The 15,797-nt window shown below is 71.0% G+C and carries 16 protein-coding genes; 6 read left to right on the top strand and 10 right to left on the bottom strand.

The features are described 5' to 3' along the window. Positions 1 to 188: 188 nt before the first annotated feature. The 4 genes from ACFYWY_RS18595 to ACFYWY_RS18580 all read right to left on the bottom strand — a co-directional run bounded on the left by ACFYWY_RS18595 (position 189) and on the right by ACFYWY_RS18580 (position 4,242). The gene (locus ACFYWY_RS18595; RefSeq protein ID WP_389187307.1) at positions 189 to 1,259 is read right to left on the bottom strand and encodes a CU044_5270 family protein; all 1,071 of its coding nucleotides are present in this window, start codon (positions 1,257 to 1,259) and stop codon (positions 189 to 191) included. Then, entirely contained in the window at positions 1,256 to 1,957 is a 702-nt protein-coding gene (locus ACFYWY_RS18590; RefSeq protein ID WP_389187304.1) for an RNA polymerase sigma factor, read from the bottom strand. Before ACFYWY_RS18590 ends, ACFYWY_RS18595 begins: the two co-directional genes overlap by 4 nt. Before the next feature lie 126 nt (positions 1,958 to 2,083). Then, positions 2,084 to 2,698: a DUF1349 domain-containing protein gene (locus tag ACFYWY_RS18585; RefSeq protein ID WP_389187301.1), complete on the bottom strand. Its 615-nt coding sequence runs from the start codon at positions 2,696 to 2,698 to the stop codon at positions 2,084 to 2,086. Between the two features lie 5 nt (positions 2,699 to 2,703). Further along, positions 2,704 to 4,242 carry an aldehyde dehydrogenase (NADP(+)) gene (locus ACFYWY_RS18580; RefSeq protein ID WP_389187298.1) on the bottom strand — a complete coding sequence of 513 codons (1,539 nt, stop codon included), beginning with the start codon at positions 4,240 to 4,242 and terminating at the stop codon, positions 2,704 to 2,706. Positions 4,243 to 4,374: 132 nt separating this feature from the next. Here ACFYWY_RS18580 and ACFYWY_RS18575 point away from each other — a divergent pair, with 132 nt between their 5' ends. The 4 genes from ACFYWY_RS18575 to ACFYWY_RS18560 all read left to right on the top strand — a co-directional run bounded on the left by ACFYWY_RS18575 (position 4,375) and on the right by ACFYWY_RS18560 (position 8,120). Beyond that, positions 4,375 to 5,145: an IclR family transcriptional regulator gene (locus ACFYWY_RS18575; protein ID WP_389187295.1), complete on the top strand. Its 771-nt coding sequence runs from the start codon at positions 4,375 to 4,377 to the stop codon at positions 5,143 to 5,145. A 91-nt stretch (positions 5,146 to 5,236) separates the two neighbouring features. Continuing rightward, positions 5,237 to 6,229, top strand: a complete 993-nt coding sequence (locus ACFYWY_RS18570; RefSeq protein WP_389187292.1) for a hypothetical protein — start codon at positions 5,237 to 5,239, stop codon at positions 6,227 to 6,229. Next, entirely contained in the window at positions 6,226 to 7,467 is a 1,242-nt protein-coding gene (locus tag ACFYWY_RS18565) for a sensor histidine kinase (protein WP_389187289.1), read from the top strand. The genes ACFYWY_RS18570 and ACFYWY_RS18565 overlap by 4 nt, the downstream gene beginning before the upstream one ends. After that, positions 7,464 to 8,120 (top strand): response regulator, encoded by a 657-nt coding sequence (locus ACFYWY_RS18560; RefSeq protein WP_389187286.1) that lies wholly within the window; start codon positions 7,464 to 7,466, stop codon positions 8,118 to 8,120. Before ACFYWY_RS18565 ends, ACFYWY_RS18560 begins: the two co-directional genes overlap by 4 nt. An 86-nt stretch (positions 8,121 to 8,206) precedes the next feature. Here ACFYWY_RS18560 and ACFYWY_RS18555 read toward each other — a convergent pair whose 3' ends face one another. The 4 genes from ACFYWY_RS18555 to ACFYWY_RS18540 form a co-directional block, all read right to left on the bottom strand. Further along, the gene (locus ACFYWY_RS18555; protein WP_389187283.1) at positions 8,207 to 9,613 is read right to left on the bottom strand and encodes an NCS2 family permease; all 1,407 of its coding nucleotides are present in this window, start codon (positions 9,611 to 9,613) and stop codon (positions 8,207 to 8,209) included. Positions 9,614 to 9,803: 190 nt separating this feature from the next. After that, the gene (locus ACFYWY_RS18550) at positions 9,804 to 9,926 is read right to left on the bottom strand and encodes a hypothetical protein (RefSeq protein ID WP_389187279.1); all 123 of its coding nucleotides are present in this window, start codon (positions 9,924 to 9,926) and stop codon (positions 9,804 to 9,806) included. A gap of 3 nt (positions 9,927 to 9,929) precedes the next feature. Beyond that, entirely contained in the window at positions 9,930 to 11,093 is a 1,164-nt protein-coding gene (locus ACFYWY_RS18545) for a hypothetical protein (protein WP_389187276.1), read from the bottom strand. Then, positions 11,090 to 12,034, bottom strand: coding sequence for a 5-dehydro-4-deoxyglucarate dehydratase (locus ACFYWY_RS18540; protein ID WP_389187273.1), 945 nt, complete (start codon positions 12,032 to 12,034; stop codon positions 11,090 to 11,092). Before ACFYWY_RS18540 ends, ACFYWY_RS18545 begins: the two co-directional genes overlap by 4 nt. A gap of 240 nt (positions 12,035 to 12,274) precedes the next feature. On the opposite strand from ACFYWY_RS18540, the gene ACFYWY_RS18535 reads away from it, so the two are divergent. Further along, positions 12,275 to 13,099, top strand: a complete 825-nt coding sequence (locus ACFYWY_RS18535) for an NAD-dependent epimerase/dehydratase family protein (RefSeq protein ID WP_389187270.1) — start codon at positions 12,275 to 12,277, stop codon at positions 13,097 to 13,099. Positions 13,100 to 13,236: 137 nt separating this feature from the next. After that, positions 13,237 to 14,448 (top strand): TerD family protein, encoded by a 1,212-nt coding sequence (locus ACFYWY_RS18530; protein WP_389187266.1) that lies wholly within the window; start codon positions 13,237 to 13,239, stop codon positions 14,446 to 14,448. Between the two features lie 57 nt (positions 14,449 to 14,505). Here the strand turns inward: ACFYWY_RS18530 and ACFYWY_RS18525 are convergent, their stop codons facing one another. After that, positions 14,506 to 14,736 carry a hypothetical protein gene (locus ACFYWY_RS18525; RefSeq protein WP_215093417.1) on the bottom strand — a complete coding sequence of 77 codons (231 nt, stop codon included), beginning with the start codon at positions 14,734 to 14,736 and terminating at the stop codon, positions 14,506 to 14,508. Positions 14,737 to 14,775: 39 nt separating this feature from the next. Continuing rightward, positions 14,776 to 15,792 (bottom strand): 1-aminocyclopropane-1-carboxylate deaminase, encoded by a 1,017-nt coding sequence (locus ACFYWY_RS18520; RefSeq protein ID WP_389187262.1) that lies wholly within the window; start codon positions 15,790 to 15,792, stop codon positions 14,776 to 14,778. Positions 15,793 to 15,797 lie beyond the last annotated feature (5 nt).

Here is a 15,797-nt window from a genome sequence, read left to right as displayed (position 1 = left end):
GGTTCCGGCTGGTGCCGCGCAGGTCGTGTACACGGATTCCGGCTTCTGGCAAAGATCTTGGGGAGCGGTCGCGGCGCGTCACTGAAGCAGGCTTGATGCGGTTCACGGCGCCTTCGGTGCCGCCGGAACTCCAGAAGGGCGTCCGCCGGAGCGGACGCCCTCTGGCTGGGCGGCGGCGCCGAGGCTGATCAGGATGAGCTGACCGGCACCTCACCCGTTTTGTCCGCGACGCCAATTCCCAGGAGCGCGCTCTTGGTTGTTCCGAGGTAGACGAGACTCGACGAGTCGAAGACCCAGGCGTAGCCCTTTGAGGAGTCCTGGAACGTAAGGCCGACACCCTCCCTCCCCGCGGCGTCCTTGACATGGTCCACGACGCGCACGCCCGGGAGCTTGGCCATGGCGCGATAGATCGCGGCGCTGAGGTCGGGCAGCAGGGTGGCGTTGTCGATGATGGCTCCGAGGTTCTCGACGACCGTTTCCGTGTAGCGGCTCGATTCCACACCCTTGGCGTCGCCGTAGAGCTTCTTCAGCAGCGCGTCGGGATCGGTGGGCAGAGCCTGAAGCTGCCGGAAGGTCAGGTATCCAACGCCGCTCATGTCCATGACCATCTTCTTGGAAGGGTCGGGGAGCGCGACGCCCTTCCTCAAACCGTCCCGCTTGCCGTCCACCGAATCCCATTGCTCTCGTCGGACGGGCCCCTTGTACTCCTCCACCTTGAAGCTCCCCTTACCCTTCGCGAGCTCTTCAAGATTGCTGAAATCGACGCCCAACTCGCCCGCCGATCCTTGGGACTTGGTGTAGATGTACTGGGCGTCGCGCACCGTGACCGCCGGGCGGTCGGCCGCCGCCAAGGCGATCCGGTCCAGCAACTGCGTGGCTTTCCGGTGGTCGTCCGCGGTGACACCTGCGGCAGCTGTGTCGCGCCGGCCGTCCTGCGCGCTGTCGACCGCCACTACGCCCAGGCTCACGACGGCGGCCAGTGCAAGCAGCGCGGCGACGAGAACGAGGCGCCGGCCGGGGTGCCGGCGTGCGGGGGGCACAGGCGATGCGCTCGGTGATGTGCTCGGTGATGTGCTCGGTGATGTGTTCGTCGCACCCAACTGCTCGTGGGCGGTCTCGTTGGTGATCTGCTCCATCAGGTGTTCCCTTAGGACGCGGTGGCGATCCTGCGCGAGCACCGGACGGCCCGGCGCGGGCAGCAACTCGGCCAGATCCTGGTAGTCGACCGGCTGATCGCGTCGTCGCGGGTTGGTGTTCATCGCTTCTTCTCCTGCGTGGACCGAGCCGCCTGATGGCGGCTGCCCGGTGACTGTCCGACCGCGGCCGGGCGTTGCACTCCGCTCTGCCCGGTGCCGCCTTGGGTGCCGCGGTTGCCGCCCGTGCCGTTATTGCCGCCTGTGCCGCTCGCGCCGCCGTCGAGCTCGAGTTCGGTGAGCTTGCGCAGGCGTTTTCTCGCGCGCGAGAGCCGGGCCCGTACGGTGCCGACGGCCACGCCCAGGGCCTCGGCCGCTGTGGCGGCGTCCAGGCCCTCCCACACGCAGAGCGTGAACACCTCGCGCTCCCCGCGGCGCATCTTGCTCAACGCCTTCTGCGCGGCGGCCAGTTCCTCTGTGTCGGCCAGGCGCTGTGTCACCTCGTCGGCGAAGTCCGGCACGGGGTCGGGGGGTGGGACTCTGGTGAGCGCGGCCTGGTGTCTTCGCGCCGCCCGCGCGGTGTTGCGCGTGACGTTCGTCGCGATCCCCAGCAGCCACGGACGCAGGCTGTCGTCACCCGGAAGCACCCGCTCACGCAGCCGCCATGCCTCCAGGAAGGTCAGCGACACGATGTCGTCGGCCATGACCCAGTTGCCGGTCATCCGGACGGCGTGCCGGTGGACCACCGAAGCGTGCTCGTCGAAGAGTTGCCTGAACGCATCCGGATCCCCGGCTCGCACGCGAGCGCGCAGTGAAATCTCCACACTCCTCCCTGTCCTCTGCGAGGACCGCGCTGCGGTGATCCGCGTCACACCATTGGCCGGACCAACCCTGCACATCACCGGACCGCTGCAACCATTCCGGCTTCTCGGACCATTCGCCAGGTACGATCAGGAGCCGTCGCGCAGACCTGCCGGCCAGCTCGGGCGGTACTCGATCCCGTCGAAGGTGACCACGCACCCTTCTCCCACCGGTGACTGGGCCATGAACCCGACCAGAGCCGCGCCCGCCCGCTCCTCGTCGCCCAGGGCAAAGATCCGGACGAAGGTCCAGTGTTCGCCGTCCGTCGAGGCATGGAAGGCGAATGCCTTGCCGGTGCGGCTGATCCGCAGCCAGGCGCTGTCGCCGTCCACCACGAAGGAGTTGGCGTCGTCGGAGTGGCCGCGGGTGACGACCGTGCAGATGGTGGGCTTGTCCGGGGAGAGCTCCAGGCAGAGCTTGGCCCACTCCCGCTCGCCGACGTGCAGATAGAGCACGCCGGCGTCGAATGCCGCGGTGAAACCGACGGTGACCCGCGCGATGATCTGGAAGTCGCCCTCCGGCGCGCCGAGCAGGCGCGGCGCGTCGGAGACGGGGTTCAGGGCTTCGCCCGCGGGCGGCACGAAGAGGTCCTGCCGGGCTCCCGCCCAGCCGGTGAGCGCGCCCTTGTCGTACGACCAGTTGGCCTCAGGACCGTACGGACGCAGTGGGAAGGGCAGTTCGGGCAGGTCGATCGGGTCGGTCACATCGCTCAGGATCCCGGAGTCTCCCGGCGGCCGTCCACCCGACGCGGCAGACCGAGCGGGTTGTCGTCGCGCAGCTCGGGCGGCAGCAGCGCCTCGGGCGTCGTCTGGTACGTGACCGGGCGCAGCCAGCGCTCGATCGCGGTGGCGCCGACCGAGGTGGAGGTGGAGGTGGTGGCCGGGTAGGGACCGCCGTGGTGCTGGGCGGGGGCGACGGCGACGCCGGTCGGCCAGCCGCCGACGAGCACGCGGCCCGCGAGCGGGGTGAGTTCGGCGAGCAGTTCGGCGCCGCGGCCATCGCCGCCGGCCTCGCCGGAGGAGAGGTGCAGGGTGGCGGTGAGGTTGCCGGGGAGCCGGCCGAGCACCGCGGTCACCTCGGCGTCCGACTCGTAGCGGGCGACGACGGTGACCGGGCCGAAGCACTCTTCGAGCAGCAGGTCGTGCGGCCCTTCGACGGCCAGCAGCCGTGCCGGTACGGACAGGAAGCCGGCGCTCACGGTGTGCTCGCCGCCCGCGCCGGGGGTGATCGGGGCCTCCACGCCGGGCAGTTCGGCCCGTTCCCGTACGCCTTCGACAAACGCCGAGCGCATCCGGTGGTCGAGCATCACGCCCGGCTCGGTCTCGCTGACCGCGGCCGTCAGGGACTTGAGCAGCCGGTCGCCCGCGTCGCCCGCGGGGGCCAGGACGAAGCCGGGCTTGGTGCAGAACTGCCCCTCCCCCAGGGTCATCGAGCCCGCGAGCCCGGCCCCGAGCTGCTCTGCCCGCTCGTCGGCGGCAGCCTCTGTGACGACGACGGGGTTGAGCGAGCCGAGTTCGCCGTGGAAGGGGATGGGGGCGGGCCGGGCGGCCGCGGCGTCGAAGAGCGCGCGCCCGCCGCGTACCGAACCGGTGAAGCCGGCCGCCGCGACCAGCGGGTGCCTGATCAGTTCGATGCCCGCCTCGAAGCCGTGCACGAGGGTCACGACGTCCTCGGGCAGACCGACGCGCTGGGCGGCCCTGCGCAGGACGGAAGCGCAGAGCTCCGAGGTGCCGGGGTGGTCGGGGTGCGCCTTGACGACGACCGGGCAGCCGGCCGCGAGGGCGCTGGCGGTGTCGCCGCCGGGCACGGAGAAGGCGAGCGGGAAGTTGCTCGCGGCGTAGACGGCGACGACGCCGAGGGGGATCTTGTAGCGGCGCAGATCCGGCCAGGGCGGGGTCCTGGAGCCGTCCTCGTGGTCGATGCGGATGTCGAGGAAGCCTCCCTCCTCGACGACCTCGGCGAAGGCGCGCAACTGGGCGGTGGTGCGGGCGAGTTCACCGGTGAGGCGGGTGGGACCGAGCGCGGTCTCGGCGTCGGCGGCCTCGATGACGTACTCGCTCGCCTCGTCGAGCAGGCCGGCGGCGGTACGGAGCAGGAGGGCGCGTACACTCCGGTCGGCGAGCGCGGGGCGGGCGGCGTGTGCGGCGCGGACCGCGCTGTCGATCTCCTCGGCCGTGGACTCGTCCGCAACCTGCTCACGCGGGTTCCCGGTTCGGGGGTCGACACTCCAGACTGGTGCTGCTGCCACCGCGGCTTCCTTCCGGGTCTACTGCCACCCATCAGGGGTTTTGTTCGGTATTCTGAACAGGGTTCCTGATGGTGAATGTGTGGGGGACTCTATTTCCGGGCGTTCTGCGCGGTCAAGAAGGGGCGAAGTCCAATGTCAACTGCGGATTCCGGTGGAGCACAGGTCAAGTCCGCGGTGCGGACGGTGGAATTGCTCGAATACTTCGCCGGGCGCCCCGGCATGCATTCTCTCGCCGCGGTCCAGGAGGCCGTCGGCTACCCCAAGTCCAGCCTGTACATGCTGCTGCGCACCCTGGTCGAGCTCGGCTGGGTGGAGACGGACGCCACGGGCACGCGGTACGGCATCGGTGTTCGGGCCCTGCTGGTGGGCACCTCGTACATCGACGGCGACGAGGTCGTGGCGGCCGCCCGGCCCACCCTGGACCGGCTCTCCGACGACACCACGGAAACCATCCACCTCGCGCGCCTCGACGGCACCAATGTCGTCTATCTTGCCACCCGCCAGTCGCAGCACTATCTGCGCCCCTTCACCCGCGTCGGCCGCCGGCTGCCCGCGCACTCCACCTCGCTGGGCAAGGCGCTGCTCGCCACCCACAGCGACGAGCAGGTGCGCAAGATGCTGCCGGAGACCATGGCGTCACTGACCGAGCACACCATCACCGACCGCGAGAAACTCATCGAGGAACTGCATCAGATCCGCGAGCAGGGCTATGCCGTGGACCGCGAGGAGAACACCCTCGGGCTGCGCTGCTTCGGCATCGCGATTCCGTACCGCACGCCGGCGCGGGACGCGATCAGCTGCTCGGTGCCGGTGGCCCGGCTCACCCCCGCCCATGAGCAGATGATCAAGGATGCGCTCTTCGACGCACGCGACCGGCTGACGCTGGCGACCCGGAGGCTGTGACCCCCGCAGGGCCCCTCCTCCGCCGTGCGGCGGAGGAGGATCGTCGCCAGGCGTGATTTGCTCCGGGCGGCCGCCCGGGAGCGTAGGGGCCATGACACAGACACCGCTCGCACCCGCTCCCCAGCCACTGGATCCCGCAGGCCCGGGCCGTGCCCGCGCGCTGCTGCGCGCCGTCGCGATCGCCTCCTGCGTCCCGTATCTCTCGCTCAAGTCCGCCTGGATCGCCGGCAGCCGGATCGGCATCCCGGAGGGCAGTGCGCTGCTCGACGACCGGGCGCTGATCGCCGTCGTCAACAGCGTCACGGTCCTGATGGACGGCGCCGTCATCGTCCTGGCGCTCCTGCTCACCCAGGGCTGGGGCAGGCGGGTGCCCGGGTGGCTGCCGGCCGCCCCCATGTGGATCGCGGGCGGACTGCTGCTCCCGATCATGACCGGCTTCCCGGTCCAGCTGCTGGTCGCGGCCTTCACCGGGACCGGGGCTGCCGACCGCTCCGCGAGTGAGCCCTTCCTCGACGACTGGGTCTTCGGCGTCGTCTACACAGGCTTCACCGTCCAGGGACTGACCCTCGGCACGCTCTTCGCGCTGTACGCGAAAGAGCGCTGGAGCCATGTGTGGCGCGGCCGGATCTGGGACCTTCCCACGGCCGACACCGGGCGGACGCTGAAGGTGACCGCCGTGGCCGCCGCCGTGCTCGCGCTGTTCCCGGCCACGATGCGGCTGCTGTGGGCGTGCGGCGCAACGACCGGTCTGACCGGTGCGCGGATCGAGCAGCGCACGGCCGACTTCTATGTACTCGAAGGGATCAGCGCCCTTTTCGTGGTCGTCGCCGTGGCCGGAGCGCTGCTGCTCGCCTTCCGCCGGGGCCCCGCGCTGTCGCTGAGGACACCGTTGACCATGGCCTGGCTGGGCTCGGGCGCGGTGGGCTGCTGGGGAGTCTGGCTGCTGATCGCCGCACTGCTGCCCGGGGCCGGAGAGAGCGAGCGGGCAACGGGGTTGATGACCCTGACCTACGCTGTCGGCATGATCGTCGGTCTGCTCGTCGCCACCGGCACCGCCTCCTTTCTGCGGCGGCGCGGCGCGTGAAGAGAGTCCTCGGGGCGCTGTTCGGAGGCCGGGCACGGCTGCGCTGGGTCCATCTGATCCTGGGCGGCGCCCTGTTGACGCCTTACTGGCTTCTCGCCGCCGTCTTCGTCGGACCGATCGCCGGCGCCGACAGCATGTTCGCCGACTCGCTGAGGGTGCAGCTCGGCTCGTACACCGTCGCCCTGCCGCTCGCAGCGGTGACCGCGCTCTTCCCTCTGACCCGGCCGATGTCGGTGGCGGCCGCGCGGGCGCTGTGCGGGGTGCCCGCCGACCGGTTCGCGGAAGGACCGGCGCGGACGCGGGCGGCGCGGCTGCGGACCTCGGGCTGGTTCACGCTGCACCTGGCCCTGGGCGGGCTGGTCAGCAGTGCCAGCCTGGCGTTGCCGCCGTTCGCGGTGACCGTGATGCTGCTGCCGCTGTTCGCAGGGGTGAGGGACTGGGTGAAGCTGCCCGGGCATCTCGACCAGGCGTGGTTCCTGGCCCTCGCCCCGTTCGCCGGGGCCGCCATGCTGCTGGGGCTCGCGGCGTGCGCGGCGGGGGCCGGGGCGCTGCTGGCCCGCCAGGCACCGGTGCTGCTCGGGCCGACGCCCGCGGACCGGCTGGCCGCGGCCGAGCGACGGGCCACCGAGCTGGCCGAGCGCAACCGCCTCGCCCGCGAGCTGCACGACTCGGTCGGCCATGCGCTGAGCGCCGTCACCCTGCAGGCGGGTGCGGCCCGCAAGGTGCTGGACAGCGATGTGGAGTTCGTACGGGAGGCGCTGGCCGCGATCGAGGAGACCACTCGGCGCACAGTGGGCGAACTCGACTCCGTACTGGGCCTGTTGCGGCGGGACGACGCCGCCGCGCCGCTCACTTCCGGGCCCGCACTGGACTGCCTGGACGGCTTGCTTGCCCGCAGTGGGCTGCCTGTCTCGCTCACCGCCGACGGTGATCTGTCCGCCGTCGCCGCGGCCGTCTCCCGCGAGGCGTACCGCATCGTCCAGGAGGGGCTGAGCAACGCCCTGCGTCACGCCGGGGCGTCCCCCGTGTCCCTGTGGATCGCCCTGCGGGGCGAGGAGTTGGAGATCACGATGGAGAATCCGCTGCCCGACAGGGCACCGCCGGTCCGCCCGGGAGGCGGCCGCGGAGTGCGGGGCATCACCGAACGGGCCGCGCTGCTCGGCGGGCATGCGCAGGCCGGTCCGGAAGGTGCGGTGTGGCGGCTGTCCGCCCGGCTCCCGCTGGCGGGCCACCGATGAGCGCGATCCGCGTGGTCGTCGCCGACGACGAGCGGATGGTGCGTACGGCGCTGCGCGTCATCCTGGACGCCGAGCCCGACCTGGAGGTCGTCGGCGAGGCGGCGACCGGCGCGGAGGCGGTGTCGGTGGTGCGCGAGCTGCGCCCCGACGTGGTCCTGATGGACGTACGGATGCCGGAGATCGACGGCATCCGGGCCACCGAGCAGATCCTGGGCACGCTCACCGCGCCGCCGCGCATCGTGGTGGTGACGACGTTCGAGAACGACTCCTACGTGTACGACGCGCTGCGCGTCGGAGCCGCCGGCTTTCTGCTCAAGCGGGCGGCGGCGGAGGATCTCGTCCAGGCCGTCCGGCTGGTGGCCCGCAGCGACTCGCTGCTGTTCCCGTCGGCCGTGCGTTCGCTGGCCGCCGAGTACGGCCGACGAGAGCCGGCCGCTCCCACGCCGTGGGCGGCGCGGCTGACCGAGCGCGAGAGAGAGGTGCTGCGGCTGATGGCGACGGGACTGACGAACGCCGAGATCGCCGGGCGGATGGGCGTGGGTCCCGCGACGACGAAGACGCATGTGGCGTCGGTCCTCGCGAAGACGGGCGCCAGGGACCGTACCCAGGCGGTGATCGCGGCGTACGAGTCGGGGTTCATCTCGCCGCGCTGACGCTACGGCCTGGCCGCGCCCATCGCGAAGAAGACGATGGCCGCGGCCCTCAAGAGCTGACGACGAATGACGACGGCTGCCGTCCGCTACTTGACGCCGAGGAGCTGCTCGATCGGGTCGATCGCGAAGTAGACCACGAACAGCGCGGCCGTTCCCCACAGCAGCCAGTGCACCTCGCGCGCCTTGCCCAGCACCGTCTTGATGACGACATAGGCGAGGAAGCCTGCGCCGATGCCGTTGGTGATGGAGTACGTGAACGGCATGACCGCGATCGTCAGGAAGGCCGGGATGGCGATCTCGTACCGCTCCCAGTCGATGTGCCGCACCTGCGCCATCAGCAGGAAGCCGACGGCGACGAGCGCGGGGGCAGCGGCCTGCGCGGGCACGACGGTGGCCAGCGGGGTGAGGAGGAGGGCGACGCCGAAGAGCGCGCCGGTGACCACGGAGGCAAGTCCGGTGCGGGCGCCCTCGCCGACACCGGCCGCCGATTCGATGTACGAGGTGTTGGAGGAGGCGGATGCCGCACCGCCCGCCACGGCGGCGGCGCCGTCGATCAGCAGCACCCGGCCGAGGTTGGGGACGTTGCCCTTCTCGTCGAGCAGACCGGCCTCGCTGGAGATGCCGACGACCGTGCCCATGGTGTCGAAGAAGTCGCTCAGGATGAGGGTGAAGACGAGCAGGACGAGTGTGATGACGCCGATCTGCTCGAAGGCGCCGAAGAGGCTGAAGGAGCCGACGAGCCCGAAGTCCGGGGCGGCCACGATGTCCTCGGGCACGGACGGGACGGTCAGGCCCCAGGCGAGCGGATCGATGACGGCGATCTCGTTGACGACGATCGCGAAGACGGTCGTCGCGACGATGGAGATGAGGATCGCGCCCTTCACCTTGCGGGCCATCAGCGCGACGGTCAGCAGCACGCCGGCACAGAAGACCAGGACGGGCCAGCCGGAGAGCCGACCGGTCGCGCCGAGCTGGACGGGCACGGCGCCGGTTTCCCCGGGGATGCGGGTGGCGAAGCCCGCGTCGATGAAGCCGATGAACGCGATGAACAGGCCGATGCCGACGCTGATGGCCACCTTGAGCGAGCCCGGGATGGCGTGCATGATCGCCTCGCGCAGTCCGGTGACGACCAGCACGCAGATGAGGATCCCCTCGATCACCACCAGGCCCATGGCGTCGGGCCAGCTCATCAGGGGCGCGATCTGGTAGGCGACGACGACGTTGAGGCCGAGTCCGGCGGCGATGGCGAGCGGCAGATTGCCGCCGAGCCCCATGATGGCGGTCATCACGGCGGCCACCAGAGCGGTGGAGGTGACCAGTTGGGGCCCGGAGAGATGGGCGCCGAACTTGTCCTCTGCGCCGGCGAGGATGATCGGGTTGAGCACGAGAATGTAGGCCATCGTGAAGAACGTGGCGAAGCCGCCACGGATCTCCCGCGCGAAGGTCGAACCTCGTGCGCTGATGTGGAAGTACCGGTCGACCTGTGCGGACATGGCTCTCCTCGGGGGACGTTCCTGCCGGCGGGTAGCTGGATTGTTCCCCCGGGAACAGCGTTTCAGGTTATGGGCGTGTTACGTCACGACCGGCCGGCGCCTGATCGTCAAGGCCGCCCGGGACCACTGTCCGGACCGGCCCGGGACGACGGACCTGACCGGCTCGGGGCTACGGACCGGACCGGCCCTCTCAACCCGCGTACGGTTCGGGACTGTTGCCCCGGCGGGCGAGAAAGGCGAAGTCGCAACCGGTGTCGGCGCCCGCGCCCTGGAGCACCAGCACATGGTCGGCGGTGATGCCGAGCTCCCCCAAGCCCTACCCCAGGCGGGGCACCGCGTCCGACACCAGCGCAAGGTCCCCCTCCGACGCCAGCCCCGCGTGGTAGAGCCGGACCTCAGTCGCCCCGAGACCCACCGCCCGGGCCGCGTCGTCCACGAGCGTGCCGGGACTGCCGCCCATCCCGCTGACCACCGTGAAGTTCGCCGCCAGCACAGCCCCCTCCACCTCCTGCTCCGCGAACGGCGCGAGCAGTCGCGGCCCGCCCGTGCACGGCACGACCACGCCGTCCGCGACGGACAGGACGTGCGCCGGGTCGACGCCCGCGTTCGCCCCGCAGTGGTGCGCGACGGGGTCGGCGTGCAGCAGCACCTGGAAGCCCTGCGGGGCGGCGGCCCGCACCGCGGCGACGGCGGCCTCCTGGAACGTACGGGCGGTCCGCGTCCGGAAGACCAGGGTCGCGGCGGACAGTTCGGCGCCGAGCAGCTTCTCGACCCCGGCGTCGGCACCCGCGGCGCCCGCCCAGACCGGCTCCAGGGCGTCCCGTACGGCAGCGGCCAGCAGAGTCGGCTTCAGTCCCTCTTGCGCGTAGCCGTCGCGGCAGGCGGGGCAGAAGCACAGCGACATCAGATACTGCGCCGCGTCGGCCAGGCCCACGCCCGCGATCTTGTCGTGGGCGTGCAGATGCGCGAGGCCGTACCACCCGCAGGACTCCAGCTCGGTGCCGCGCGCGCCCGGCCGGGTCGCCGCCTCTGCCGCGAGATCCGTCACCAGGGCGCGTACCGCGGGCTGCGCGATGCAGGGCGCCCAAGGGTAGCGGTCGCCGTATGCGTTGACGACGGAGGTGTCCGGATGCTCGGCGCCGAGGCGGGAGTTGTGGGCGAGGACCACCCAGCTGTGGACCTCGATGCCGGCGTCGGCCAGGGCCGCGGCGGCCTCGCCGTACGCGTCGCCCGGGGCCCAGTCCCCGGCGGTGTACGGGCGCAGCTCGCGGCCCGCCCAGCGCTCCTCGTCGACTTCGTAGAGCACGGCGGCGTGCTGCGCGGTGACGATCCGGTGCCGGGGGTGGCGCGGGGTCAGGGCGCGCGTGGAGTGGTAGGCGGCGGCGAGGGTGACCTGCTGGACGCCGAGGTCCGCGATGCGGGCTGCGGCGTCCGGGTCGCCGACGACGTCCCAGGGGTAGAGGAACGCGGAGGTCTTCACGCGCCGTCCTCCAGCAGGGAGCGGCCGCGTTCGATGAGCGCCGTCAGGGCTTTGATGTGGACGTCGAGGGGTTCGCTCAGCGGTGGCCGCACTTCGCCGACGTCGAGGCCGCCGAGGCGTACCCCGGCCTTGACGAGCGAGACGGCGTAGCCGCGGCCGAGATTGCGCAGTTCGACCAGCGGCGCATAGAAGCCGTCGAGCAGCCGGTTGACGGTCTTGTCGTCGCCCGTCGTCAGCGCGCGGTGGAAGCCGAGCGCGATGTCGGGGGCGAAGGCGAACACGGCGGAGGAGTACAGGGTGATGCCGATGCCGCGGTAGGCGAGGCCGGTGAGCTCTGCGGTGGGCAAGCCGTTGAAGTAGAGGAAGTCCCGGTCGGGCAGGTCGCGGCGGACGGCGCCGACGATGCGCTGCATCAGGTCGAGGTCGCCGTAGCCGTCCTTGAGGCCGATGATGCCGTCCACCTGGGCGAGTTCTACGACGGTATCGGGGGTGAAGACGGCGTTGTCGCGCTGGTAGACGATGACGTCGAGGGAGGTCGCGGCGGCGAGCGCGGTGTAGTGGCGCAGCAGCCCGGCCTGGTCGGCGACGACGAGGTAGGGCGGCATGGCGAGCAGTCCGTCCGCGCCCGCCGCTTCGGCGGTCTTCGCGTACTGGACCGCGAGCGCGGTGCCGTAGCCCGCTCCGGCCACGACCGGGACCTCGCCGGCTGTCTCCGCGACGGCGGCGGCGATGCAGTCGCCGAACTCCTGGGGAGTCAGGGCATGGAACTCGCCCGTGCCGCAGCACGCGAAGACCGCGGCCGCGCCGGAGTCGATGCCGCTCCTCACATGGGTACGGAAGACATCGAGGTCCAGAGCGCCGTCCGGTCCGTACGCGGTGACGGGGAAGAACAGCGGTCCTTGGACCCGGGTGAGCCGGGCGGCGAGCGGGGCTGAGGTCACGGGCGCTCCCTGGGCCGTGCACCGAGCCTGCGGACCCCGTGCACAATTCTGATCGACGTCCATATCTCTGAACGCCGTCACGCTATGGCAGCCGCATCGCCCGGGTCAAGACGGAAAACCGCAACTCAGGGGCGGAGTCGGCCCCTCCGCGCGACACTGGACGCTGCCCCGACCGCTCCCGAGCGTTTTCATGCATGTGAATGCCGTCTACGGACCTGAGCATTTCAAGGAGATCCCCCCATGCCCGCTCCCCGCACTGTCCTGCTCACCGGCGCCGCCGGAGGCCTCGGCACACTGATGCGGGGGCTGCTGCCCGCGTACGGCTACGAGCTCCGCCTCTTCGACGCGACCCCCATAGAGGGAGTGCCGGACGCGGTCACCGCAGACCTCGCCGACAAGGCGGCGCTGCGCCAGGCGGTACGGGGTGTCGACGCGATCGTCCACCTCGCGGGCATCTCCCTGGAAGCCCCCTTCGAGAAGATCCTCCGCTCGAACATCGAGGGGACCTACAACCTCTACGAGGCGGCCCGTGAAGAGGGCGTCGGCCGCATCGTCTTCGCCTCCAGCAACCACGCGGTCGGATTCACTCCGCGTCCGCAGGGCGAGGCGCCCTTCCCACCCGAAGCACTGATCCCCATCGACACCCCGCGCCGCCCCGACACCTACTACGGCCTGTCCAAGGGTTTCGGCGAGGACCTGGCGCAGCTCTACTGGGACCTGCACGGCCTGGAAACCGTCTCGGTGCGCATCGGCTCCTGCTTCATGGAGCCGACGTCCGTGCGGATGCTGTCGGTCTGGATGAGCCCCGGCGACGGCGCCCGCCTCTTCCACGCCGCGCTCACCGCTGAGGGCGTCGGCCACGCCGTCGTCTACGGCTCCTCCGCCAACACCCGTCTGTGGTGGGACCTTTCGACGGCGCGGGCGCTGGGCTACGAGCCGCAGGACGACTCCGAGCAGTACGCCGAGAAGCTCGTCGCCGAGCTGGGCGAACTCGATCCGGAAAACCCCGACCACGCACATCTGGGCGGCCACTTCACCACCAACCCGCCCCACTGGCCCTACTGACCGGCCGGTGCTCGGCCAAGCACTTCGCGGGGGAGCCGGCCGGGCCCGTCGGCGATGAGCGCACGGCCCGGAACCACCCCCGCAACCGTCGAAAAGAGTAAGGGAACGGTAAAGCGGCGTCGCTCGTTACCCCTGGCATGACAGCTATGACCCCCGGCTCGAACATCCCTCTCGCCGTCACCCGCGTGGCGGTGGACGTCACCGCTCCGGTGCGGCTCGACGTATCGGGCCTGCTGCTCACCGCCGACGGCAAGGTGCGCTCCGACGACGATTTCATCTTCTACAACCAGCCGGCGGGCCCCGGCGTCAGCTATCGCTCCGGCGGCGGCAGCGCCCCCGACGCGATCGTGGTGGACACCTCCGCCGTCCCGCCCGGCATCGAGAAGATCGTCGTCACGGCGAGCCCGGACGCCGCGGGGCAGACCTTCCAGGGCATCGAGCCGACCGCCACCATCCGCAGCGCCGACGACGGCAGCGCGCTCGCCACCTTCACCCCGCCGCAGCTCGGCGCCGAGACCGCGCTGGTCGTCGTGGAGATCTATCTGCGCAACGGCGCCTGGAAGGCCCGTGCGGTCGGCCAGGGCTATGCGAACGGGCTGGCGGGCATCGCCACGGACTTCGGCGTCTCGGTCGACGAGGAGCCCGCCACGGCCCCCGCACCGGTCGCGCCGCCGGCGCCGGTCGCGCCGCCCGCCCCTGTCGACCCGCGTCTGGCCTCGCCGCCGCCGCCCGCGCCCGCCGCGCCGCCGGCCGCTCCCGCCGCCGGCGCCGGGAAGATCAACCTGGACAAGGGCCGGGTCAGCCTGCAGAAGAATCAGACGGTCTCGCTGGTCAAGGGCGGCCGCCCGCTGCTCTCCCAGGTCAAGATGGGCCTCGGCTGGGAGCCCGCCTTCCGCGGCAAGGACATCGACCTCGACGCCTCCGTGATCGCGTACGGCCCCAACCGCAATCACCTGGACAGCTGCTACTTCGGCAAGCTGTCGATTCTGAACGGCTCGATCAAGCACTCCGGCGACAATCTGACGGGCGAGGGCGCGGGCGACGACGAGGTGATCGTCGTGGATCTCGGCCGGCTGCCGGCGGAGGCGACGGGCCTGGTCTTCACCGTCAACTCGTTCTCGGGACAGAAGTTCACCGAGGTCGCCAAGGCCTACTGCCGGCTGATCGACGCGGCGACGGGCGAGGAGCTGGTCCGCTTCGATCTGACCGGCGCCGAGCCGCAGACCGGCGTGATGATGGCCAAGCTGATCAAGCAGTTCTCGGGCGAGTGGGACATGACGGCCATGGGCGATTTCGTGAAGTCCCGCACCGTACGCGGCATGGTCAAGCCCGCAGCACAGGCGCTGTGACCGACGCCGCCGGGCCCGCCGTCCATGGAGTGGTGGCGGGCCCGGGGGCCACGGTCCTCAGAGTTTGGCCAGTTTGGAGTATGGGCTCAGGATTCTTCCCTGGCGCCCGGAGAAGTCGACAAGCACAGCGGCATTGTCGCCCTCGACTGCGATGACTCTTCCGAGCCCGAATTGGTCGTGCGAGACCCGGTCGCCCACTTCGTACTGCTCAATCGGCGGGGCAGCCGCGGCCGGTTTGTTGAAGGGACTGGAGGGCAGGTAACGCCGGGATCCGGCTGACTTTGTCATTACCTGGAGTATGCGCCCTCGGGCACCCGCCACGCCACGTCAGAAGAGGGCGCTGTAGGCATTGAGTGCGGGCTGGCCGCCGAGATGGGCATAAAGCACCGTCGACGCGGCCCCGATCTCACCACGTGTGACCAGGTCGATCAGCCCTGCCATCGACTTCCCCTCGTACACCGGATCCGTCACCATCCCCTCGGTACGGGCGGCGAGCCGCATCGCCTCCAGGGTCGTGTCGTCCGGAATGCCGTATGTGCCCGCGTGGTACCGCGCGTCCAGCTCGATGTCCGCGTCCCGCAGCTCACGCTCCACCCCGATGAGTGAGGCGGTGTTCCGCGCGATCCGCCCGATCTGCTCCCTGGTGCGCTCCGGTGCGGCGGAGGCGTCGACGCCGATCACCCGCCGCGGCCGGCCACCCGCTTCTTCGAGCGCCGCGAAGCCCGCGACCATCCCGGCCTGCGTACTTCCGGTCACCGAGCACACCACGACCGTGTCGAAGAACACGCCCAAAGCCTGCTCCTGCCCGGCCACTTCGTACGCCCAGTTCGCGAAGCCCAGCCCGCCCAGGGGATGGTCGGATGCGCCGGCCGGGATGGCGTAGGGCCGGCCGCCGCTCTCCTCGACCTCGCGCAGCGCCTGCTCCCAGCTCTCCTTGACGCCGATCCCGAACCCGGCGCGTATCAGCCGGACGTCGGCGCCCGCGAGCCTGCTGATCAGGATGTTTCCGACCTTGTCGTAGACCGCGTCGGGCCAGTCGACCCAGCTCTCCTGCACCAGCACACAGCGGAGTCCGGCGCGGGCGGCGACCGCCGCGACCTGGCGGGTGTGGTTCGACTGCACCCCGCCGATCGACACCAGCGTGTCGCAGCCCTTGGCGAGGGCGTCGGCGACGAGGTACTCCAGCTTCCGCGTCTTGTTGCCGCCGTAGGCGATGCCGGAGTTGCAGTCCTCGCGCTTGGCCCACAGCTCCGCGCCGCCGAGACGGTCGGTCAGCCGGTCGAGCCGGTGCACCGGGGAAGGGCCGAACAGCAGCGGGTAGCGCTCGTACGACGTGATCGACATGCGGG

Origin of the sequence: Streptomyces sp. NPDC002870 (genome assembly GCF_042888505.1) — a bacterium.
Lineage (GTDB): Bacteria > Actinomycetota > Actinomycetes > Streptomycetales > Streptomycetaceae > Streptomyces.
The sequence above is the reverse complement of the archived record's forward strand: the minus strand, read 5'-3'. Positions and strand labels throughout refer to the sequence as shown.

Coding starts and splice junctions, on each gene's coding strand:
- ACFYWY_RS18595 (WP_389187307.1), bottom strand. CDS start 1,259: ATGAACACCAACCCGCGACGACGCGATCAGCCGGTCGACTACCAGGAT.
- ACFYWY_RS18575 (WP_389187295.1), top strand. CDS start 4,375: ATGTCAACTGCGGATTCCGGTGGAGCACAGGTCAAGTCCGCGGTGCGG.
- ACFYWY_RS18570 (WP_389187292.1), top strand. CDS start 5,237: ATGACACAGACACCGCTCGCACCCGCTCCCCAGCCACTGGATCCCGCA.
- ACFYWY_RS18560 (WP_389187286.1), top strand. CDS start 7,464: ATGAGCGCGATCCGCGTGGTCGTCGCCGACGACGAGCGGATGGTGCGT.
- ACFYWY_RS18555 (WP_389187283.1), bottom strand. CDS start 9,613: ATGTCCGCACAGGTCGACCGGTACTTCCACATCAGCGCACGAGGTTCG.
- ACFYWY_RS18535 (WP_389187270.1), top strand. CDS start 12,275: ATGCCCGCTCCCCGCACTGTCCTGCTCACCGGCGCCGCCGGAGGCCTC.
- ACFYWY_RS18530 (WP_389187266.1), top strand. CDS start 13,237: ATGACAGCTATGACCCCCGGCTCGAACATCCCTCTCGCCGTCACCCGC.
- ACFYWY_RS18525 (WP_215093417.1), bottom strand. CDS start 14,736: ATGACAAAGTCAGCCGGATCCCGGCGTTACCTGCCCTCCAGTCCCTTC.
- ACFYWY_RS18520 (WP_389187262.1), bottom strand. CDS start 15,792: ATGTCGATCACGTCGTACGAGCGCTACCCGCTGCTGTTCGGCCCTTCC.